Origin of the sequence: Bacillus sp. FSL R9-9410, from assembly GCF_038050385.1 — a bacterium.
GTDB classification, from domain to species: Bacteria; Bacillota; Bacilli; order Bacillales; family Bacillaceae_G; genus Bacillus_A; species Bacillus_A cereus_U.
Genome location: NZ_JBBOTV010000001.1, coordinates 1,053,573 through 1,075,841, shown reverse-complemented (window position 1 = coordinate 1,075,841; position 22,269 = coordinate 1,053,573). Strand labels below are relative to the sequence as shown.

Genomic DNA, 22,269 nt, shown 5'->3' with positions numbered 1-22,269 from the left:
CCTTCCAATAATTCATTATAGCTTTAGTTCTTGATTATTCACAAGTACTTTCATTGGCTTTAGCATGCCAGGGTGTTTTGGGTGATGCTCATAAATTGCTAAGCAACGATCATTTTTATCAAATACTGTAATAAATGGTGCTGTTGTTTCTAATTCATTCTTTAAGAACATACCGTTCTTTATTTTTTCAGCTTGCTTTTCATCTACAACCATTTTTGGAAACTTACTTAGCGCCTCATCGATTGAGATGAAAATAGACTCTACTGTTCCATTTTGCACGCTTTCTTCAATTTCTTCAAATGATATGCAATCTTCTAGTAAAAATTCACCAGATGCTGTTCTTACAAGGTGAGACATATGTGATGGAAATCCAAGTTTTTCACCAATCATTACTGCTAGTGTTCTTACATATGTTCCTTTACTACACGTTACACGGAAACGAAATGAAATGTTTTCTCCTTCAAAAACTTCACGTTCATCAAGTAATACAAATTCATGAATTGTAATTGTACGAACTGGACGTTCAACTTCTTGTCCTGCCCTTGCATATTCGTATAGTTTTTTTCCGTTAACTTTTACAGCTGAGAACATCGGTGGCATTTGTTCAATTGTCCCTGTTAGTTCCGCTAGTACCTCTTCTACTTCTTTACGTGTAAGGACACGATTTACATCTTGTTTCTCCACAACTTCACCAGAAGCATCTTCTGTTGTTGTTGAAAACCCTAATGTCACTTCACCTTCGTATGTCTTTGTTTCACTTGTTAAAAATTGCGCAATTTTTGTTGCACGCCCAACGCAAATAGGTAATACTCCTGTTACATCTGGATCCAGTGTCCCTGTATGACCAATTCGTTTCTCACGCAATATCTTTCTTAATTTGAACACACAATCATGTGATGTCATTCCCTTTGGCTTATGTAATAATACTACACCTTCCATATATTCACCTCATCGTTTTTTTGTAATAATTGTAATTATGCAAAACTTATTTTACATGGAAAAAATGGATAGACAAATGTCTATCCATTATTCTTCACGTTTATCGTCTTTATTAATTTGATGTAAAAGTGTATCAATTCGATGACCATATCCGATAGACTCATCAAACTCAAAGGAAATTTCCGGTGTTTTACGAAGACGAATACGTTGGCCAATTTCTGAACGAATAAAGCCTTTTGCCTTCGCTAAACCTTTTAATGTATTTTCTTTCTGTTCTTCGTCACCTAAAACAGAAATATATACTTTAGCAATTTGTAAATCTCCACTTACTTGTACATCTGTTACTGTAACAAATCCAATACGTGGGTCTTTAATTTTACGACTGATAATGTCGCCTAATTCTTTTTTCATTTGCTCGCCCACACGGTTCGCACGTAATTTCATAACTCTTCACCTCATTCAATACCATTCCAAATGTGTTATCGTACGTTCAATTTCAGGAAATGAATCGATATACTCAAGTACACGATTCATTTCTTTTTCACAGACAACACGATTTGAGGATACGGAAACAATTGCAATTTCTGTACGTTGCCATACATCTTGATGCCCAACTTCAGAAACAGCTACATTATAGCGCTGTTTCACACGAGTTAACACACGTTGCAAAATTGCTCGTTTCTCTTTTAAAGAATGCACATCGTAAATCATACACTCGAATGAGAGTGAAGCGATAATCATCGCTTCACTTCTTCCATAACGTATGCTTCAATGATGTCCCCTTCTTTAAGATCATTATATCTCTCAATTGTAATACCACACTCATAGTTTTGTGCAACTTCTTTTACGTCGTCTTTGAAACGTTTTAACGTATCAAGTTTTCCTTCGAAGACTACTACGCCATCACGGATAATACGAACGCCACTATCACGTGTAATTTTACCGTCTATTACGTAACAACCTGCGATTGTTCCAACTTTTGTTACTTTGAATGTTTGACGAACTTCCGCTTGACCGATTACTTTTTCTTCGAATTCTGGATCCAGCATACCTTGCATTGCTGATTCAATTTCTTCGATTACTTTATAGATAATACGGTGTAAACGAACATCAACTTTCTCTAATTCAGCTGTACGCTTCGCATTCACATCAGGGCGTACGTTAAATCCAATTACAATTGCATTAGATGCAGAAGCTAAAATAACATCAGATTCTGTAATCGCACCTACGCCTGTATGGATAATTTTCACTTTTACGCCTTCAACATCAATTTTACGAAGTGATGCTGCCATTGCTTCTACAGAACCTTGTACGTCTGCTTTCACAATTAAGTTAATTTCTTTTACATCGCCCTCTTGGATTTGTTGGAATAAATCTTCCAGGCTGAATTTAGATTTCTCACCACGTTGTGCAACTAACGCTTCTTGTGCACGTGATTCACCGATTTGACGAGCTTTCTTCTCATCAGCGAATGCCATGAAACGATCTCCCGCTTGTGGCACTTCATTTAAACCTGTAATTTCAACAGGAGTTGATGGACCAGCAACTTTTACACGACGACCAATATCACTTACCATTGCACGAACACGACCGAATGATGTTCCAACAACAATTGGATCTCCAACTCGAAGTGTACCATTTTGAACAAGTAATGTCGCGATAGTTCCTTTACCTTTATCAAGCTGTGCTTCAATTACAGTACCAGCTGCATAGCGATTTGGATTTGCTTTATATTCTTCTACTTCACTCACAAGAAGGATCATTTCTAGTAAGTTGTCAATTCCCTCGCCTTGAATCGCAGAAATTGGTACGAAAATCGTGTCTCCGCCCCAAGCTTCTGGAACTAATTCATATTCTGTTAATTCTTGCATTACACGATCAGGATTTGCCGCTGGTTTATCCATTTTATTCACAGCAACAATAATTGGTACTCCAGCTGCTTTCGCATGGCTAATCGCTTCAACTGTTTGTGGCATAACACCGTCATCAGCTGCAACAACAAGAATTGTAATATCTGTTACTTGTGCACCACGAGCACGCATTGTTGTAAATGCCGCGTGACCTGGTGTATCTAAGAACGTAATTTTCTTATCATTTACATCAACTTGGTATGCACCGATATGCTGAGTAATTCCACCAGCTTCGCCAGCAGTTACTTTTGAATTACGGATAGAGTCAAGCAATGTTGTTTTACCATGGTCAACGTGTCCCATAATTGTAACAACAGCTGGACGTTCTTTTAAGTTTTCTTCATCATCTTGCTCATCGATGAATGTTTCAAATTCAGTTTCACTTACAACTACTTCTTCTTCTACTTCAATACCATAATCAGTTGCAATTAACTCAATTGTATCTTTATCTAAGTCTTGGTTAATTGTCGCCATAATTCCTAGCATGAAGAGCTTTTTAATAATTTCAGATGGCTCTTTGCTTAACTTTTTAGCAAGGTCACCTACTGTAAGGCTTCCAGAGAAAGTGATTTTATCTGGTGTTTCTACTATTGGTGTTTGTTGTCTTCCAGCAAAGTTATCTTGACGTTTGTCTTCATTTGCTTTGCCTTTTTTCTTATTCTTATTGCTGTTCTTTTTACTGCGAACAACTTTCTCTTCTACTTCAAACTCATCTGCAACAGAAGGTTTTTCCGCTCCAGCGCTATATTGATTATCTAATTTGTTTACTACTTCATCTTCTAACATTGTCATATGATTCGAAACCTCGATATTCATCTCTTTTAGTTTTGTCATAAGATCTTTACTTGAGATATTATTTTTTTTTGCATATTCATGTACTCGAATTTTACTCATACCTTCACCCCCGGTAATTTGTATCGAGCATGCTACGTAGCTTTTTCGCAAAGCCTTCATCTAACACAGCTACAACGACTCGCTCGTCTCTCCCAATCGCATGCCCTAATTGTTGTCGATTTTCGACTTTTCTCATTGGTATGTTGTAGTACGTGGTTTTATCAATGATACGTTTTGTAGTGTTCGCTGACGCATCTTCAGAAAGCAATACTAGCTTTGCTTTGCCACTTCGTACTTCTTTTAAAACGAGTTCTTCACCCGAAATGATTTTTCGAGCGCGGTTTGCTAGTCCTAAAAATGATTTCCAATCAGACACTTATTTCGACTCCTTCTCAACAAGCTCAAGAAGCTCTTCGTACAGAGAACTGTCGATTTTCGCTTTTAGATGATGTTCCAAAATATTTTTCTTTTGGGCTTGAATAATGCTTTCTTTATCTTTTGATAAATATGCACCTCGTCCTGATTTTTTTCCTGATAAATCAATAGACACTTCGCCCTCTTTGGAACGAACAATGCGAACTAGCTCTCGTTTTGATTTCATCTCTTGCGTCGCAATACATTTTCGTAACGGAACTTTTCGATTGCTCATACTCATCACCTCTATTCGATTTCGTCTTCAACTGAATCGAATCCAAATGCGATTACGTTATCTTCTTCTGTCACAATACCAAGTTGTTTCGCATCAGACTCACTTTTAATATCAATTTTCCAGCCTGTTAATTTAGCTGCAAGACGCGCATTTTGACCACGCTTACCAATCGCTAATGAAAGCTGGTGGTCTGGAACAACAACAGTTGTTGCTTTCTCTGCTTCATCTACAAGTACTTTAACAACCTGTGATGGACTTAAAGCATTTGCAACATATTCAACTGGGTCATTCGACCAGCGAACGATGTCAATCTTTTCACCTTTTAGTTCATCTACAACGCGTTGTACACGTTGTCCTTTCGGTCCTACACAAGAACCTACTGGATCAACATCGATATTCTCTGCATATACAGAAATTTTAGAACGGTCGCCTGCTTCACGTGCTATAGAGCGAATTTCTACAGTTCCATCATAAATTTCTGGAACTTCCATTTCGAATAAACGTTTTAACAGACCAGGATGTGTACGTGATACGTAAATTTGTGGTCCTTTTGTTGTCTTTTCTACTTTTGTAATAAATACGCGAATACGATCATGTGGTTTATATTGCTCATTTGGCATTTGCTCACTTACAGGTAATAAAGCTTCTACTTTACCTAAGCTTACATAGATGAAACGAGCATCTTGGCGCTGTACAATACCAACCATAATGTCTTCTTCACGATCACTAAATTCTGAATAAATAACACCACGTTCCGCCTCACGAACTCGCTGTGTTACAACTTGTTTTGCAGTTTGCGCTGCAATACGACCAAAATCTTTTGGCGTTACTTCAATTTCTAGTACATCGCCATCTTGGTAGTTTGGATTAATTTGTCTTGCCTCTTCTACAGAGATTTCAAGACGTGGATCAAATACATTATCCACAACGTCCTTACGTGCTAAAACTTGAATTGTTCCCACTTCTGGGTTAAAGCTCACACGAACGTTTTGTGCTTGGTTGAAATTGCGTTTATAAGCAGAGATTAATGCTGCTTCAATCGCATCAATAATAATATCTTTACTAATACCTTTTTCTGACTCTAATACGAGCAAAGCATCTAACAACTCAGTGCTCATGAAGATCCCCCTTCTTACTAAAACGTAACAGCAAGTCGCGCATTCGCAACTTTATCCATTGGAATTTGGATTTCTTTTTTACGTGTTTTAATTGTTAATAGTAGTGTAATTGTAGTACCGTCGTAGGAAAGTAGCTTTCCTTCAAACATCTTCTCACCATCAATCGGCTCATATGTTTTAATTGCCACTTGTTTTCCTACCGCTTGCTGGAAGTCTTTCTCTTTCTTTAATGGGCGTTCCGCTCCAGGAGATGATACATCCAAAAAGTAAAGATGAGGAATTGGATCCTCTTTATCTAAAGCTTCGCTTAAACGTTCACTTACCGCACCGCATTCTTCAATGTCGACTCCCTTTTCAGAATCGATGAATACGCGTAAGAACCAGTCTTGTCCTTCTTGCACATACTCTACATCTACAAGTTCAAGATTTAACTCTTCAACGATTGGCTGCGCAAATGCTTCTACAACTTCTGTGACTTTCTTATCCATAAACAGCCTCCTTCCTGCCGCCATGTACCATTTACAAGAAAAGATCCCGTTCATAAAGACGGTCTATCTTATTCTTTCTCGTTAGCTAACAAAAGCCCCTGCCGTTAAGCAGGGAATATCTGTCTTAGTATTACCAAATTAAAGAAGTAAAACTTGTAACAAAATATGTATATACGACAGAAATATCTTTACTATCTACATAAACAAAATGTAGATAGTAACACGAAAGAGTGGGTTTCCCCACTCTCTTTTTCACAAAATATACATGACATGGTTATCTCGGTTTATAGTATACCATAGCAAATGTTGATTTGCAAAGAATTTTCCTACCTATTAGAACAGTGACAATTGGTTTTGATCCGGTAAATCTCCTAGACAACCTTGACCATCTAAATACTCAATAATTGTTTTAGAAACCTTACTGCGCTGCTGTAAGTCTTCTTTTGATAAGAAATCACCATTTTTACGAGCTTCAACAATACTGAAAGCTGCGTTTGTACCAAGACCAGGAACTGCATTAAATGGAGGAATTAAAGTATCCCCATCAATTATAAATTCGGTTGCATGCGAGCGGTATAAATCAACCTTTTGGAATGAATAACCACGCTCACACATTTCAAGTGTCATTTCTAGTACCGTTAATAAACTCTTCTCTTTCGGTGCTGCATCCAATCCTTTTTGTGCAATTTCATCAATTTTTACACGTATGGATGCTGAACCTTTCGCCATCGCCTCTACATCAAAGTCATCTGCACGAACTGTAAAATATGCCGCATAGAATAAAAGTGCAAAATGTACTTTAAAGTATGCGATACGTACAGCCATAAGTACGTAAGCAGCCGCATGGGCTTTAGGGAACATGTACTTAATCTTCTTACATGAATCAATATACCAACCCGGTACATTGTTATTTCTCATTTCCTCTTCCCATTCTGCTGGTACACCTTTACCTTTACGCACCGACTCCATGATTTTGAAGGCTAATGATGGATCCAAGCCTTGATAAATTAAATATACCATGATGTCATCACGACAACCAATAACTTCACTCAGTGTACACGTACCGTTATAAATTAATTCATTCGCATTACCTAACCATACATCTGTACCATGGGACAGTCCAGAAATTTGGACAAGCTCTGAAAACGTCGTTGGTTTTGTTTCTTCTAACATTTGTCTTACGAATTTCGTACCAAACTCTGGTATACCAAGTGTACCTGTTTTACAGTTAATTTGTTCTTCCGTTACCCCTAAAGATTCTGGACCAGAGAAAATTTTCATTACTTCTGGATCATCCGTTGGGATTGTTTTCGGGTCAATACCACTTAAATCTTGAAGCATACGAATAACAGTCGGATCATCGTGTCCTAATATATCAAGTTTCAATAAATTATCATGAATTGAGTGGAAGTCAAAGTGCGTTGTTCTCCACTCAGCACCTATTGAATCAGCCGGAAACTGAATTGGTGAAAAGTCAAAAATATCCATGTAATCTGGTACAACGATAATACCACCTGGATGCTGTCCGGTCGTACGCTTTACACCTGTACATCCCGCAACTAAGCGATCAATCTCTGCATTTCGAATTGTTAAGTTATGATCATTAGCATAACCTTTCACATACCCATAAGCAGTTTTTTCCGCAACCGTACCAATTGTTCCTGCGCGGTATACATAATCTTCACCGAACAGTAATTTCGTATAGTTATGGGCGCGTGGTTGGTATTCTCCGGAGAAATTCAAATCGATATCCGGCACCTTATCCCCTTTAAATCCCAGAAACGTTTCGAAAGGAATATCATGCCCATCTTTCACATATGGAACATTACATGTTGGGCATTCTTTATCTGGTAAATCAAAACCAGAACCTACAGAACCGTCATTAAAGAACTCTGATTGTTTACAATTTGGACATACATAGTGTGGTGGTAATGGATTTACTTCTGTAATTTCCATCATCGTTGCAACAAATGATGAACCTACCGATCCACGCGAACCTACTAGATAACCGTCTACTAACGATTTTTTCACAAGCTTATGTGAAATTAAATAAATAACGGCGAATCCATGTCCAATAATACTTTTCAATTCTTTTTCCAAACGAGCTTCTACAATTTCCGGTAGTTCATCTCCATAGATACTTCTTGCCATTATATAGCTCATATCACGTGTTTCATCATCAGCACCTTCAATTTTCGGTGTGTATAAATCATCTTTTACTGGATGAACATCACCAATTAATGATGCGATCTTGTGTGTATTTGTCACAACAATTTCTTTTGCTTTGTCTTCACCTAAGAATGAAAAACAATCTAGCATTTCATTTGTTGTACGGAAATGTACAGGCGGTAATGAATGGCGATTTAACGGATTAGCTCCGCCCTGCGAACTGACTAAAATTTTCCGATATATCGCGTCCTCTGGATCTAAATAATGCACATTCCCAGTAGCAACAACTGGCTTATCTAACGTCTCACCTAGTTTTACTAGGTTAGAAATTATTGTTTTTAACTGTCCTTCATCTCGAACGAGTTCACGTTCTACTAAATGACGTAACACTTCTGGAGGCATGACCTCAATATAATCGTAGAACTGCGCAATTTCTTCTACTTCTTCAGGCGCTTTTTGCATCATAGCTTCAAACACTTCACCTTTGTCACAAGCTGTTCCTACTATAATGCCTTCACGATATTTTTTTAATAGTGATCGTGGTACACGTGGTACACGATAAAAGTAATTCAAGTGAGAATATGAAACAAGTTTATATAAATTTTTCAGCCCAACATCTGATGTGGCAAGTAATGTCATATGACTTGGACGCCCACGTTTATATGCATCCCCTTGTCCCATACTATCGTTTAGTTGATCGTGATATTCAAATCCCTTTTCAATTACATCTTTTAACATCTTCACAAGTAAATATCCCGTTGCTTCTGTATCATAAATCGCACGGTGATGTTGCGTTAATTCAATATCAAGCTTTTTACACATCGTATTTAATCGATGATTTTTCATTTCCGGGAATAAGAACCGTGCAAGTTCTAACGTATCAAGAACTGGATTTTTCGTTTTTTCTATCCCAGCCTTTTTAAAACCTACGTTAATAAAGCCCATATCGAAGCTTGCGTTATGAGCAACAAGTGTATGGTCACCCATCCATTCCTCAAACTTTTTAAACACTTCGTCCACTTCTGGTGCATCAGTTAACATATCATCTGTAATACCTGTTAATTCAATAATCGTCGCCGATAATGGTTGATGAGGATTTGCGAAAGATTCAAAGCGATCAATAATTTCGCCACCTTTTACCTTTACAGCAGCTAACTCAATAACTGTATCATATACAGCAGATAACCCTGTTGTCTCAACGTCAAAGACAACATATGTTTCTTCTGCAAGTAGACGATGTGCTTCGTTATACGCTATCGGCACACCATCATTAACTAAATTTGCTTCTACACCATATAGAACTTTAACTCCAGCCTTTTTACCAGCAGAATATGCTTCTGGGAATGACTGTGCAACAGCATGGTCTGTAACTGCAATAGCCTCATGTCCCCATTTTCCTGCTTGGGCAACGAGCTTAGAAACAGAAGTAACAGCATCCATTTGACTCATTGGAGTATGAAGATGAAGTTCTACTCTTTTTTCCCCTTCTTTTGCTTTATCTTTACGAGAAGGTCCCGTTATTTCATTTATATCATTTGCGATCATAACTAAATCACGCACGAATGTATCATTTTGAACTGAACCACGCGCTTTTACCCACGTTCCTTTTTTCAAGGATTGTAACATCGGGATATCTTCTTTATCACGTGAGAACATCTTAATCATAATAGAGTCCGTATAGTCAGTTATCTTTAAAGTTAATAACGTACGTCCACTACGAAGTTCTTTCGTCTCTACATGGAAAACATACCCTTGAACGGTTTTTCTTCTTTCTTCATCTTGAATTTCACGCAGCGGCGTAATCTCTTCATCTGGCTTAATAAGGTAACCAAGCACAACTGGTCCTTCATGAACAACATCACTTTCTTCAGCTTGCTTTTTAGCCATCTCTTCCATAGCCTGTATAACTCGTTGACGATCTTCTTCCTGTGTTTGCTCACGAAACTTTTGCATTTCTTCTGTATTTTGCTTTATATGTGTGTCTAACTGAAAACGTGGGAATCCAAAAGCTTCGTATTGATCACCTACTGGTTTCGCAACGTTTTTCTTTAAAGTAGTAGATTCCAGCTCATTATTCACATTTACTAGCAACTTCACGCCATTGACCTGGGGAAGTTGCTTCTTTAAGTACGCGAACATAGGTGAAAATGTAATTCGTTCTGTACAAAGCGGCCAATATGCCTTCACTTCTTCTTCTGTAAATTGTTTATTCTCTGCTTCTAATGCAAATGTTGTTCTTGCAATATGAGAAAATGATTGCTTAAGCTTTGTTTCTAGCAACTCATATAATTCTGTCGGCAAAATACGTGGCACTTGTAAGTCAAAATGCCAACTTTTATTCGCTTTATCAATAACTAGCTTTTCAATTCCACCGCCATGTAAATATTGATTTATAAGGTCTTCTGGTATTTGCAACTGTTGGAGCAAAATTTGAAATCGCTCTTGTTGTTCATTTGTTAATGACATAAGCACTCTCCTTCCATTTGCTATTATAAATTGAAACGTACTACAAAGAAAGATTTCTCCCTTCTTCTTTTACAAAATACGTTTACAAAGAAAGAGAAGGTACCTCATTACGAGGTACCTCTTCTTATTTTAAAATATTAGCAATATATGTTTGAAGTTCTTCTACTTTCACTTCTTCAGACTCGCCTGTAGCACGTACTTTCACTTCTACAATACCTTCATCTGCTTTTTTACCAACTGTAACACGAACTGGAAGACCGAATAAATCTGCATCTGCAAATTTAACACCTGCACGTTCTGCACGATCATCTAGTAATACTTCGTATCCTTGCTCTTGTAATGAGTTGTAGATATTTCCACCCATTTCACGTTGTGCATCAGATTTCATATTTACTGGAATTACATGCACATGGAACGGTGCAACAGCTTTTGGCCAAACTAAACCATTCTCATCATTAAACTGCTCTGCAATTGCTGCCACTGTACGAGATACACCGATACCGTAACAACCCATAATAAGTGGTTTTGTTTTTCCGTTTTCATCTAGGAACGTTGCGTTCATTGCTTCACTATAACGAGTTCCTAATTTGAATACATGACCAACTTCAATTCCACGTGCGAAAAGAATTGTTCCATTTCCATCTGGAGATTGGTCTCCTTCTTGGATGAAGCGTAAATCTGTATATTGACTTACTTTAAAGTCACGTTCTGGATTTACATTTACATAATGGAATCCTTCTTCGTTCGCTCCTGAACATCCATTGACAATTGATGCTACAGCATGGTCAGCGATAATTTCGATATCCCCCGTAACACCAATCGGTCCTAAAGAACCCACTTCACAGTTTAATAACTCTTTTATGTCTTCATGTGAAGCAAGCTCAACGACTGAAGCTCCGTATACATTCTTCACTTTTACATCATTGACTTCATGATCGCCACGAACAAGTACTACTACTAATTTCTCATCTACTTTAAACACCATAGATTTAATGCATTTTTCCGCTGCAATATTTAAGAATGCGGATACTTCTTCAATAGCTTTTTGATCTGGAGTTGCTACTTTTTCAAGTGCTTTTTCGGCTTCATCACTCTTCGTATACGTAGCAACAACAGGAGCCATTTCAATATTTGCCGCATAATCAGATGTATTAGAATACGCAATTGTATCTTCACCTACATCAGATAACACCATAAATTCGTGTGTATCTTTTCCGCCCATTGCTCCAGAATCAGCGATAACTGCACGGAAATTCAAACCACAACGAGCAAAGATATTAGAATACGCTTTGTATAAACCGCTATATACTTCATCCAAACTTTCTTGTGTTGCATGGAAAGAATACGCATCTTTCATTAAAAATTCTCTTCCGCGTAATAAACCGAAACGTGGTCTTTGCTCATCACGGAATTTTGTTTGAATTTGATATAATGTTAATGGTAGTTTTTTGTATGATTTAATTTCATCACGTACAAGATCTGTAATTACTTCCTCATGAGTTGCCCCTAGCGCAAACTCGCGTGCATTACGATCTTTCATACGCATTAATTCTGATCCGTAAGAATACCAACGGCCTGATTCTTGCCATAATTCAGAAGCTTGCATAGCTGGCATTAATAGTTCTACTGCCCCTGCGCGCTCCATTTCTTCACGAACAATACGTTCTACTTTGTGTAACACTTTTAAACCAAATGGTAGAAAACTATAAATACCAGAAGCATTTTGACGCATAAACCCTGCGCGAAGTAATAATTGATGACTCTTAATTTCAGCATCTGCTGGAACTTCACGTAATGTAGGACTGAATACCATACTTTGTTTCATTTATTCGCACCTCTTCATTTTACTCTTACACGCAATAAAATCCCTCACCTCGAGTTAGGTGAGGGATTTTATTCTACGAGCTCTATTTCATTATCAACTTCTTCTTATTTTACAAGAAAAACTTACGGATGTCATTCCATGTTACAACTAACATAAGCAACATTAATAATGCAAACCCAATAAAGTGAACCATTCCTTCTTTTTGACGATCAATTGGTTTTCCTCGTAACGCTTCAATTAAGAAGAAGAACAAACGTCCACCGTCTAAAGCTGGGACTGGTAATAAATTAAATAAACCAAGGTTAATACTTAAAACTGCCGCTAAACTTAGTACACGCGTAAATCCATAATCTACAACTTGATCTGTTAGATTATAAATTCCTACTGGACCTGACAACTCATTAATAGAAAATTGACCCGTTACTAATTTCACAAGAGAATCAAAAATCAGTTTCGTCCATTCGTATGTTTGTTCAAATCCTGATTTAATAGAACCCATCACTGTTTTCTCTACAGGAGAATAAACACCAATTCTACCAACTTCGTCTTTTCCTTCTTTATCAAGCGTTGGTGTTACTTTCACATTAAATTGCTCACTATCACGCTTTACATGTAACGTAATTTCTTTATTTGGGTTTTCACGTACAATCGTTACAACATCTTTCCATGTACTAGTGTTCTTCCCATTGATTGCTTGAATTGTATCGTTTTCTTTTAATCCAGCTTGTTCTGCAGCACTATTCCCCATTACTTTTCCGACCATCGGTTTATCAACAGGAACTCCTTGTATAAATCCAAGAATCACAAAAATAACAAATGCTAGAATAAAGTTCATTGCAGGACCTGCAAAGATTGTTAGAGCGCGTTGGCCCAATTTTTTAGAGCCAAATTGTCTATTGTACGGAGCGATTTGAATTTCTTCTCCCGCAGAAATGATACGAGCTTTTTCATTCACTCGGAATGTTTGCAGCTCTTCCTCGTACTCTTCATAACCCGAAATTGTAAGATTATGCTCTAAATCAGCTTGTTCGACTTCAATGACACGAACATTTGGATATTTTTCATGTCCGTCAAAAACTAATTTCACAACTTCTTCTTTTTCATTTAATACAAGCCCAACCTTTTTTCCAGGTTTTAACTCAACTGTGTCCGCATCCTCGCCAGCCATTCTTACATAGCCACCAAGGGGCAGTAATCGAATCGTATACACCGTTTCATTCTTTTCAAATGAGAATATTTTCGGACCAAAACCAATCGCAAACTCGCGGCACAAAATACCTGCTCTTTTTGCGAAATATAGATGCCCTAGCTCATGGAAAAATACGAGTGCACCGAAAATTAATATAAAGGCAATCGCTGTATTCAATTCCATAACCACCTTTGCTAAATTTGTTCCATCACAAACCGTCTTGTGGCTGCGTCAATTTCCTGAATTTCCTCTAAGCTCGGACGTGCAATGACAGTGTGATGGTGCATTGCTTTTTCAATGAGGTCTTCCACTGTTAAGAAACCAATTCTCTTTTGTAAAAAAGCTTCAACAGCTACTTCATTTGCCGCATTCATTACAGCCGGCATACTTCCACCTGTCTTTCCAGCTTCATACGCAAAACGTAGACAACGGAAACGCTCTTGATTCATTTTCTCAAAATGCAATGTTCCCATTTCCCATAAATTTAACTGTTTCGTGTCCGAAAGAGGTAATCTATCAGGATATGTAAGCGCGTATTGAATCGGTACTCGCATATCAGGTGAGCCAAGCTGTGCCATTACACTACGATCTTCAAATTCAACCATAGAATGAATAATACTTTCTTTATGTAGAACAACATCGATTTGCTCATAAGGGATACCAAAAAGCCAGTGTGCTTCAATTACTTCTAGCCCCTTATTCATCATTGTAGCAGAATCAATTGTAATTTTCGAACCCATTGACCAGTTTGGATGACGAAGTGCATCTTCTACGGTCACTTGATGCAATTCATCTCTCGTTTTATCACGAAAACTTCCGCCTGAAGCAGTTATAATTAAGCGAGAGATTCTTTTTTCATTTTCACCATTCAAGCATTGAAAAATAGCTGAATGTTCACTGTCTACTGGAAGTAACGATACATTATGTTTTCGTGCTGCTTCCATTACAAGATGCCCTGCAGTTACTAACGTTTCTTTATTTGCAATTCCAATTGTTTTTTTCGCCTCAATTGCGCGGAGTGTCGGTAACAACCCTACGCTACCTACAACAGCATTCACTACAATTTCTGTATCTGGGTGCAGCGCTACTTCTAATAAGCCTTCGCTACCATATACTACTTTTGTATTACCAGAAACAGCTTGTAATTTTAAAACATCTTCCTCTCTTTGCACAGAGACAATTTGCGGAGAAAATTCTTGAATTACCTTTACTGCATAATCAACATTTTTCCCTACAGAAAAAGCAACGAGACGGAATTGGTCTGGGTGCGAGCGTAACACATCTAATGTTTGTGTACCGATTGATCCGCTTGCACCTAGTAAACTAATGTTTTTCATGACTCCAACCCCCTCGTTCATTTATTAATTGTATTGTAATAAGAAGTATAGAATTGGTAACACAAATAACCAACTATCTGTTCGATCTAAAATACCACCATGTCCAGGTAAGATTGTACCGGAATCCTTTACACCATAATGGCGTTTAAAGGCAGATTGCACTAAATCACCAATTTGTCCAAAAATAGAAATGATAATCGTCAGAACGATTAAAATTCCTACATTCGCTTCAACTGGGAAGAACATGTTATAAACAAGTGCAACAACAATTCCACAAACAATACCGCCTAATGAACCTTCAATCGTTTTATTCGGACTAATTTCTGGCCACAATTTTCTTTTTCCAAATGCTTTTCCTATGAAATAGGCACCTGAATCAGTTGCCCATATGACAAATAGTGCACAGAACACATATTTGATTCCTAATATTCTCGTTTCATTTAAATATAAGAATCCCATTCCAACATATGTCGTTGCCATAAGTAAAAATGAAGCATTGTCAAAAGTAAATGTATTCTTCGAAAGGACTGTATATGATAAAAGTAATAAAACAATCACAAATGTGATTTCTAATTTACCTAATCCAATCCACGTAAACAGTTCTGATGCACTACTCGGAATTAAAATAATCCACAATAATACTGCAGCTAAAACTGTTGGTACCGAAATAAGCGTAAGCTTGTTCATACGAATTAATTCATATAAACCTATAGAAGCAAGTGCATACACTAAAACTGTAAAAGGCACGCCACCGTAAATTACGATGGGAATGAATAGCGCGGCAGCAATCACTCCAGTAATAATTCTCTGTTTCACTACCAAACCCTCTCTTTCTACACGCCTCCGAATCTGCGCCCTCTATGTTGAAAGTCTGTAATCGCATTTAGCAAATGTTCCTCGGTAAAATCTGGCCAATACACATCTGTAAACCAAAATTCCGAATAAGCAATTTGCCATAACATGAAATTACTAATACGTAGCTCTCCGCTTGTACGGATTAACAGCTCTGGATCAGGTAAAGAACTCGTCATTAAGTAAGAAGAAATCATTTCTTCACTTATTTCTTCCGAACGAATTTTTCCTTCCTCACTATCTTTCATCATATGTTGCACAGCAGAAACGATTTCATCTCGACTTCCATAGTTTAACGCGAAATTAAGAATTAATCCCGTATTCTCTTTCGTATCTTCCATGGCTTTTTCCATCGCTCTGCGCGTATGCGTAGGAAGACGATCTTTTTGCCCTATTACTCGGACTTGTACATTTTCTTCAATCAACTCTGGTAAAAATGCACCTAAAAATTCTTCTGGAAGCTTCATCAAATAATCAACTTCTTTTTTCGGTCTTTTCCAGTTCTCAGTCGAAAAAGCATAAAGAGTTAATACTTTCACATCAAGCTTACTTGCAAATTTTGTGATTTTCTTCACAACTTGCATACCTTCATGATGACCAGCAATGCGAGGCATGGCTCTTCTCTTTGCCCATCTTCCATTACCATCCATAATAATAGCAATATGTTCTGGGATATATCCTTTTTTCACTTTTTCAATGAGATGATCAAACGATGTGACCTTTTTACTTTTAAAAAAAGGAAACTTTTTAAACATCATTCATACCCTCCAACAAGCAGACGTATGCCTAAAAGTGTAAAAAGACCCCCTTAAGAAGAGGGTCATATTTGCGAAATTATCGCTATTACACTTCCATAATTTCTTTTTCTTTGTTTTTTGCGATTTCGTCAACTTTTGCAATATATTTATCTGTTTCTTTTTGGATATCTTCAGTATATCCTCTTAAATCATCTTCTGTAATGCCGCCAGCTTTTTCAAGCTTCTTAAGGTCATCATTACTGTCACGACGTACGTTACGAACAGCAACTTTTGCTTCCTCAGCATATTTTTTCACAACTTTTACAAGATCACGACGACGCTCTTCTGTTAATGCAGGGAATGCAATACGAATTACAGTTCCATCATTAGAAGGGTTTAAGCCTAAATCTGCTTTTAAAATTGCTTTTTCAATATCACCGATAGAAGTTTTATCATAAGGTTGAATTACAAGCAAACGTGCTTCTGGAACTGTAATGTTCGCTAATTGCACAACTGGTGTTGGTGCACCATAGTAATCAACTTGTACCTTATCTAATACAGACGAGCTTGCACGACCAGCGCGAACTGTTGCTAATTCACGAGAATAAGCAGCAACTGCTTTTTCCATTTTTTCATTTGAAGACTTCAATACTTGTTGTCCCATAATTTATTTCCCCCTTACAACTGTTCCAATATTTTCGCCTAAAACGGCACGTTTAATGTTACCTTTTTCCATAACCGAGAATACAATTAATGGAATATCATTATCCATACATAAAGAAGAAGCTGTAGAATCCATTACACCTAAACCTGCTTTTAGTACATCTAAGTAAGTAAGTGTTTCGTATTTCGTAGCTGTTGGATCAATAGATGGATCTGCACTATATACGCCATCCACATTATTTTTCGCCATTAAAATAACGTCCGCTTCGATTTCAGCTGCACGTAATGCTGCTGTTGTATCTGTAGAGAAGTATGGGTTACCAGTACCTGCAGCAAAGATAACAACACGTTTTTTCTCTAAGTGACGAATTGCTTTACGACGAATGTAAGGCTCTGCCACTTGACGCATCTCAATTGAAGTTTGTACGCGAGTTTGAATTCCAATATTCTCTAAGCTATCTTGAAGAGCTAATGAATTCATAACTGTTGCCAACATACCCATGTAATCTGCTCCTGCACGATCCATGCCCATTTCACTTCCAATTTTCCCACGCCAAATGTTACCGCCACCAACAACAACAGCAACCTCTACATCAAGTTCTGCAATTTCTTTCACTTGTTCCGCAACTGACTTAATAACTGCTGGGTTAATTCCAAATCCTTGCTCGCCAGCTAAAGCTTCTCCGCTTAGCTTTAAAACGACACGATCATATTTCGGTTTACTCATAATGAACCTCCAATTGCTTACATCTTTATTTTAAAAAAGGGAACACAATGTGTTCCCTAATCTGTATTAGTTGTTACCTTTTACTTGGTTCATTACTTCTTCAGCAAAGTTGTCTTCGCGTTTTTCGATACCTTCACCAACAGCGTAGCGAACGAATCCTTTTAATGTTCCGCCTTTAGACTCAACGAATTGACGAACTTTCATATCAGGGTTCTTAACGAATGTTTGGTCAAGTAAGCAAATCTCTTCAAAGAATTTGCCAAGACGGCCTTCTACCATTTTCGCAACGATTTTTTCAGGCTTGCCTTCGTTTAAAGCTTGTTGTGTTAATACTTGACGCTCATGCTCAACTTCTTCAGCTGTTACAGCATCGCGGTCGATGTATTTAGGGTTAACTGCTGCAATGTGCATTGCTACATCTTTAGCAGCTGCTTCATCAGTAGAACCTTCAAGAACTGTTAATACACCAATACGTCCACCCATGTGTAGGTAAGCGCCGAATGCATCTGCATCAGTTTTTGATACAATTTCGAAACGACGAAGTGTAAGTTTTTCACCAATTTTAGCGATTGCTTCATTGATGTACTCTTCTACTGTTTTGCCGCCTTCAATTGTTTGAGCCATAGCTTCTTCAACGTTAGCAGGTTTGTTAGCTAATAAGTGAGCAGCTAATTCTTTAATTAATGCTTGGAAACCTTCGTTTTTCGCAACGAAATCAGTTTCAGAGTTTAATTCTAAGATTAAACCTTCGTTACCGTTTGTTTCGATGAAAGTTAAACCTTCAGCAGCGATGCGGTCTGCTTTTTTAGCAGCTTTCGCAATACCTTTTTCACGTAAGAAGTCAATTGCTTTCTCCATGTCGCCATTAGTTTCAGTTAAAGCTTTTTTGCAGTCCATCATACCTGCGCCAGTTTTTCCGCGAAGTTCTTTTACCATTTGTGCAGTGATTGCCATATTTTTCATCCTCCTAAAATATGTATTTATACCTTTTATAAAGGTGTTTATACCTTAAAAAAGGTGATAAAAGGCCGAACCCCTTATCACCTTTCCAAATTTGTTACGCAGTAACAGTTTCTTCACCTTGTTTTGTTTCAAGGATCGCGTCTGCCATTTTAGATGTAAGAAGTTTTACAGCACGAATTGCATCATCGTTTGCTGGAATAACGTGATCGATTTCGTCCGGATCACAGTTTGTATCAACGATACCGATGATTGGAATGTGTAATTTGCGTGCTTCAGCAACTGCAATACGCTCTTTACGAGGGTCTACTATGAATAATGCACTTGGAAGACCTTTCATATCTTTAATACCGCCTAAGAATTTCTCAAGACGCTCTAACTCTTTTTTAAGTTGAACAACTTCTTTCTTAGGAAGTACTTCGAAAGTACCATCTTCTTGCATTCTTTCGATATCTTTAAGACGCTTGATACGTTTTTGGATTGTTTGGAAGTTTGTTAAAGTTCCACCTAACCAACGTTGGTTAACGAAGTACATACCAGCACGAGTTGCTTCTTCTTTAATAGCTTCTTGTGCTTGTTTTTTAGTACCTACGAATAAAATGTCTCCACCTTCAGCAGCGATGTCACGCATCGTGCGGTAAGCTTCCTCAACTTTTTTCACAGTTTTTTGTAAGTCGATGATGTAGATACCGTTACGCTCTGTGAAGATGTAACGCTTCATTTTTGGGTTCCAACGACGAGTTTGATGTCCGAAATGAACACCAGCTTCAAGCAATTGTTTCATAGAAATTACTGACATAATTTAGTTCCTCCTAAATGGTTTTTGATATCCTCCGTTTACTTCGTCTCTAAGCGAAACTACGAACGTAGCACCAACACTTAAATCAGTAAACGTGTGTACTTTGTACTGACACCACTGCTTACTATATCATACTGAAATATTACAATCAAGTCGAAAATGCGAACAATGTAAAACTTTCTTTTTTTCACGCTCAAATTCTAGTATTACCAACCTTCAATTCCTTTAAGCAAGGAATTGAAGGTTAATTAATAGTTTTCTAATGAACGTTGTCATGACGCCTTACGTAAGCAAAATCATTCTCTTAAAAAAACAAAAAACTCTCCTCAACCGAGGAGAGTTTTTTTATAAATTAGTTTGTTTTCAATTTAGCAAGTTCCTGTAGAAACTTGTCGTTTAGCACTTTAATGTATGTTCCTTTCATACCTAAAGAGCGAGACTCAATAACACCAGCACTTTCTAATTTACGTAGTGCATTTACGATTACAGAACGAGTAATTCCTACGCGATCAGCAATTTTACTTGCAACAAGTAAACCTTCTGTTCCGTTTAATTCTTCGAAGATATGCTCGATTGCTTCTAACTCACTGTAAGATAATGAGCTAATCGCCATTTGAACAACAGCTTTACTACGTGCTTCCTCTTCGATTGCTTCTGCTTTTTCACGTAAGATTTCCATACCTACTACAGTTGAGCTGTATTCAGCAAGAATTAAATCATCGTCTAAGAACTCTTGACCAAGACGAGCTAATACTAGTGTACCTAGACGCTCACCGCCACCAACGATTGGTACGATTGTAGTTAAACCTTGACCGAATAATTCTCTATTTTCTACTGGGAATGCTGTGTAGTCACTATCCACACCTAAATTTGAAGATGTTTCTGTAACATGGAATAAGCTTTGCGTATACTCTTCTGGGAATTGACGCTCTGCAAGCATGTGCTGCATACGTTCGTTCTCGATTTGTTGGTGAATCGCATATCCTAATAATTTACCGCGACGACTTACAACGAACACGTTCGCTTCAATTACTTCACACATTGTGTCAGACATCTCTCTAAAGTTTACAGGCTTTCCTGCTGCGCTCTGTAATAACGCATTTAATTTTCTCGTTTTTGCTAATAATTCCATTTCAAAATTTCCTCCTACATGTTACTTACATATTTTTTCATCACTTGGAAACTAGGGCGAGTCACCTGATGACACTATTACAAAATAAACTGGCTCACATCTTTATTTTTAGCTATTGTCGCTAATTTTTCCTCAACATATTGAGGTGTTATCGTTATTTTCTCTAACGTAATTTCAGATGCCTCAAACGATAAATCTTCAAGGAGCTTCTCCATAACAGTATGAAGTCTTCTCGCTCCAATATTATCTGTATCCTGATTAACTTGATAAGCAATCTCAGCAATCTTACGAATAGCTTCGTCTGAAAATTCAATTTCTATACCTTCAGTCGCTAATAACGCCATGTACTGTTTAATTAGCGCATTGTCAGGCTCGATTAATATTTTAACAAAATCATCCGCCGATAATTTTGTTAATTCTACTCGAATCGGAAATCTCCCTTGCAATTCCGGAATTAAATCCGACGGTTTAGACATATGGAACGCTCCAGCTGCAACAAATAAAATATAATCCGTTTTTACTGACCCGTATTTTGTTGCTACATTCGATCCTTCTACAATCGGTAAAATGTCACGTTGCACACCTTCACGCGATACATCTACGCTATTCGACTGCTTACCAGCAATTTTGTCAATTTCATCGATAAAAATAATCCCGAGCTGTTCAGCACGATAAACAGCCTCTTGTGTAACTTCATCCATATCAATTAAGCGCTGTGCCTCTTCATTTGTCAAGAGTTTTCTTGCTTCTTTTACAGAAAGTTTACGTTTTTTCGTTTTTTTCGGCATGATACTTCCTAGTGCATCTTGGAAATTCATTCCCATTTGCTCCATGCCAGTTCCTTGCAACATATCAAACATAGAAGACTGTTGTTCCGTCACTTCGATCGATATCACTTCATCTTCAAGAAGGCCTGCCGCAAGCTTTCTTTCCACATCTTGACGTTTCTTTTCGATTTCATCATCTTCCTGTGCATCAGATGTTTGGTTTGAATTTTGATTACCACCAAAAAGCATTTCTAATGGATTTTTAAATCCAGATTGTTTCTCCGGACTCGGCACTAAAATTTCAACAAGACGTTGATTCGCTTGCTCTTCTGCTTTATCTTGAACTTTAACTACCATTTCCTCTTTCACAATACGAACGGATGTTTCGACAAGATCGCGGACCATCGACTCTACATCTCGACCCACATATCCAACTTCTGTAAATTTCGTCGCTTCAACCTTAATAAAAGGTGCTCCAACGAGTTTCGCCATTCGCCGTGCTACCTCTGTTTTACCAACACCTGTCGGTCCAATCATTAAAATGTTTTTAGGTGCAATTTCATCACGTAAATTTTCAACTAATTTACTGCGACGGTATCGATTTCGTAGAGCTACAGCAACCGCTTTCTTTGCATCTTTTTGACCGATGATGTATTGATCTAATTTTTCCACAATTTGACGCGGAGTAAAATGTAAATGCATATAAAA

The 22,269-nt window shown here is 37.6% G+C and carries 20 protein-coding genes; all 20 read right to left on the bottom strand.

Features of this window, described 5'->3' with window-relative positions; all coding sequences use genetic code 11:
• Nucleotides 1-15: 15 nt before the first annotated feature.
• The gene (gene truB, locus MKX77_RS05885; RefSeq protein ID WP_215553951.1) at nt 16-939 is read right to left on the bottom strand and encodes a tRNA pseudouridine(55) synthase TruB; all 924 of its coding nucleotides are present in this window, start codon (nt 937-939) and stop codon (nt 16-18) included.
• An 87-nt stretch (nt 940-1,026) separates the two neighbouring features.
• The gene (gene rbfA, locus MKX77_RS05880; protein WP_215553952.1) at nt 1,027-1,383 is read right to left on the bottom strand and encodes a 30S ribosome-binding factor RbfA; all 357 of its coding nucleotides are present in this window, start codon (nt 1,381-1,383) and stop codon (nt 1,027-1,029) included.
• A 15-nt stretch (nt 1,384-1,398) separates the two neighbouring features.
• A complete protein-coding gene (locus MKX77_RS05875) occupies nt 1,399-1,680 on the bottom strand; it encodes a DUF503 domain-containing protein (protein ID WP_002088157.1) in 282 nt (93 codons plus the stop codon).
• Nucleotides 1,677-3,743: a translation initiation factor IF-2 gene (gene infB, locus MKX77_RS05870; protein WP_215553954.1), complete on the bottom strand. Its 2,067-nt coding sequence runs from the start codon at nt 3,741-3,743 to the stop codon at nt 1,677-1,679. The genes MKX77_RS05875 and infB overlap by 4 nt, the downstream gene beginning before the upstream one ends.
• A 4-nt stretch (nt 3,744-3,747) precedes the next feature.
• A complete protein-coding gene (locus tag MKX77_RS05865; protein ID WP_001286519.1) occupies nt 3,748-4,059 on the bottom strand; it encodes a YlxQ family RNA-binding protein in 312 nt (103 codons plus the stop codon).
• On the bottom strand, nt 4,060-4,332 hold the full coding sequence (rnpM, locus tag MKX77_RS05860) for an RNase P modulator RnpM (RefSeq protein WP_002088161.1): 273 nt from the start codon (nt 4,330-4,332) through the stop codon (nt 4,060-4,062). It lies immediately after the preceding gene.
• An 11-nt stretch (nt 4,333-4,343) separates the two neighbouring features.
• The gene (gene nusA / locus MKX77_RS05855; protein ID WP_215553955.1) at nt 4,344-5,450 is read right to left on the bottom strand and encodes a transcription termination factor NusA; all 1,107 of its coding nucleotides are present in this window, start codon (nt 5,448-5,450) and stop codon (nt 4,344-4,346) included.
• Nucleotides 5,451-5,467: 17 nt separating this feature from the next.
• Nucleotides 5,468-5,938 carry a ribosome maturation factor RimP gene (gene rimP / locus MKX77_RS05850; RefSeq protein WP_000359098.1) on the bottom strand — a complete coding sequence of 157 codons (471 nt, stop codon included), beginning with the start codon at nt 5,936-5,938 and terminating at the stop codon, nt 5,468-5,470.
• 333 nt (nt 5,939-6,271) lie between these two features.
• A complete protein-coding gene (locus MKX77_RS05845) occupies nt 6,272-10,573 on the bottom strand; it encodes a PolC-type DNA polymerase III (RefSeq protein WP_341306007.1) in 4,302 nt (1,433 codons plus the stop codon).
• Between the two features lie 124 nt (nt 10,574-10,697).
• Nucleotides 10,698-12,398 (bottom strand): proline--tRNA ligase, encoded by a 1,701-nt coding sequence (locus MKX77_RS05840; RefSeq protein WP_002146101.1) that lies wholly within the window; start codon nt 12,396-12,398, stop codon nt 10,698-10,700.
• Nucleotides 12,399-12,507: 109 nt separating this feature from the next.
• Nucleotides 12,508-13,764: an RIP metalloprotease RseP gene (gene rseP, locus MKX77_RS05835; protein WP_002146100.1), complete on the bottom strand. Its 1,257-nt coding sequence runs from the start codon at nt 13,762-13,764 to the stop codon at nt 12,508-12,510.
• A 17-nt stretch (nt 13,765-13,781) separates the two neighbouring features.
• Entirely contained in the window at nt 13,782-14,924 is a 1,143-nt protein-coding gene (dxr, locus tag MKX77_RS05830) for a 1-deoxy-D-xylulose-5-phosphate reductoisomerase (protein WP_002014547.1), read from the bottom strand.
• Nucleotides 14,925-14,948: 24 nt separating this feature from the next.
• The gene (gene cdsA / locus MKX77_RS05825) at nt 14,949-15,740 is read right to left on the bottom strand and encodes a phosphatidate cytidylyltransferase (protein WP_002160739.1); all 792 of its coding nucleotides are present in this window, start codon (nt 15,738-15,740) and stop codon (nt 14,949-14,951) included.
• A gap of 17 nt (nt 15,741-15,757) precedes the next feature.
• Nucleotides 15,758-16,534 (bottom strand): isoprenyl transferase, encoded by a 777-nt coding sequence (uppS, locus tag MKX77_RS05820; RefSeq protein WP_002111371.1) that lies wholly within the window; start codon nt 16,532-16,534, stop codon nt 15,758-15,760.
• Between the two features lie 85 nt (nt 16,535-16,619).
• On the bottom strand, nt 16,620-17,177 hold the full coding sequence (gene frr, locus MKX77_RS05815) for a ribosome recycling factor (protein ID WP_215553958.1): 558 nt from the start codon (nt 17,175-17,177) through the stop codon (nt 16,620-16,622).
• A 3-nt stretch (nt 17,178-17,180) separates the two neighbouring features.
• Entirely contained in the window at nt 17,181-17,903 is a 723-nt protein-coding gene (gene pyrH / locus MKX77_RS05810; protein WP_002146098.1) for a UMP kinase, read from the bottom strand.
• Between the two features lie 66 nt (nt 17,904-17,969).
• The gene (gene tsf, locus MKX77_RS05805; RefSeq protein ID WP_002160738.1) at nt 17,970-18,857 is read right to left on the bottom strand and encodes a translation elongation factor Ts; all 888 of its coding nucleotides are present in this window, start codon (nt 18,855-18,857) and stop codon (nt 17,970-17,972) included.
• A 103-nt stretch (nt 18,858-18,960) separates the two neighbouring features.
• A complete protein-coding gene (rpsB, locus tag MKX77_RS05800; RefSeq protein WP_002088178.1) occupies nt 18,961-19,662 on the bottom strand; it encodes a 30S ribosomal protein S2 in 702 nt (233 codons plus the stop codon).
• 352 nt (nt 19,663-20,014) lie between these two features.
• Nucleotides 20,015-20,794, bottom strand: a complete 780-nt coding sequence (gene codY, locus MKX77_RS05795; RefSeq protein ID WP_215553959.1) for a GTP-sensing pleiotropic transcriptional regulator CodY — start codon at nt 20,792-20,794, stop codon at nt 20,015-20,017.
• Between the two features lie 77 nt (nt 20,795-20,871).
• Nucleotides 20,872-22,263: an ATP-dependent protease ATPase subunit HslU gene (gene hslU / locus MKX77_RS05790; RefSeq protein WP_002146096.1), complete on the bottom strand. Its 1,392-nt coding sequence runs from the start codon at nt 22,261-22,263 to the stop codon at nt 20,872-20,874.
• Between the last annotated feature and the right edge of the window lie 6 nt (nt 22,264-22,269).

What these genes read in the sequence shown, in the direction of transcription:
- pyrH (WP_002146098.1), bottom strand. Translation starts at nt 17,903, where the DNA reads ATGAGTAAACCGAAATATGATCGTGTCGTTTTAAAGCTAAGCGGAGAA.
- rimP (WP_000359098.1), bottom strand. Translation starts at nt 5,938, where the DNA reads ATGGATAAGAAAGTCACAGAAGTTGTAGAAGCATTTGCGCAGCCAATC.
- rnpM (WP_002088161.1), bottom strand. Translation starts at nt 4,332, where the DNA reads ATGAGCAATCGAAAAGTTCCGTTACGAAAATGTATTGCGACGCAAGAG.
- dxr (WP_002014547.1), bottom strand. Translation starts at nt 14,924, where the DNA reads ATGAAAAACATTAGTTTACTAGGTGCAAGCGGATCAATCGGTACACAA.
- infB (WP_215553954.1), bottom strand. Translation starts at nt 3,743, where the DNA reads ATGAGTAAAATTCGAGTACATGAATATGCAAAAAAAAATAATATCTCA.
- codY (WP_215553959.1), bottom strand. Translation starts at nt 20,794, where the DNA reads ATGGAATTATTAGCAAAAACGAGAAAATTAAATGCGTTATTACAGAGC.
- rpsB (WP_002088178.1), bottom strand. Translation starts at nt 19,662, where the DNA reads ATGTCAGTAATTTCTATGAAACAATTGCTTGAAGCTGGTGTTCATTTC.
- tsf (WP_002160738.1), bottom strand. Translation starts at nt 18,857, where the DNA reads ATGGCAATCACTGCACAAATGGTAAAAGAACTTCGCGGAAAAACTGGC.
- MKX77_RS05845 (WP_341306007.1), bottom strand. Translation starts at nt 10,573, where the DNA reads ATGTCATTAACAAATGAACAACAAGAGCGATTTCAAATTTTGCTCCAA.
- nusA (WP_215553955.1), bottom strand. Translation starts at nt 5,450, where the DNA reads ATGAGCACTGAGTTGTTAGATGCTTTGCTCGTATTAGAGTCAGAAAAA.
- rbfA (WP_215553952.1), bottom strand. Translation starts at nt 1,383, where the DNA reads ATGAAATTACGTGCGAACCGTGTGGGCGAGCAAATGAAAAAAGAATTA.
- MKX77_RS05840 (WP_002146101.1), bottom strand. Translation starts at nt 12,398, where the DNA reads ATGAAACAAAGTATGGTATTCAGTCCTACATTACGTGAAGTTCCAGCA.
- hslU (WP_002146096.1), bottom strand. Translation starts at nt 22,263, where the DNA reads ATGCATTTACATTTTACTCCGCGTCAAATTGTGGAAAAATTAGATCAA.
- MKX77_RS05875 (WP_002088157.1), bottom strand. Translation starts at nt 1,680, where the DNA reads ATGATTATCGCTTCACTCTCATTCGAGTGTATGATTTACGATGTGCAT.
- frr (WP_215553958.1), bottom strand. Translation starts at nt 17,177, where the DNA reads ATGGGACAACAAGTATTGAAGTCTTCAAATGAAAAAATGGAAAAAGCA.
- uppS (WP_002111371.1), bottom strand. Translation starts at nt 16,534, where the DNA reads ATGATGTTTAAAAAGTTTCCTTTTTTTAAAAGTAAAAAGGTCACATCG.
- truB (WP_215553951.1), bottom strand. Translation starts at nt 939, where the DNA reads ATGGAAGGTGTAGTATTATTACATAAGCCAAAGGGAATGACATCACAT.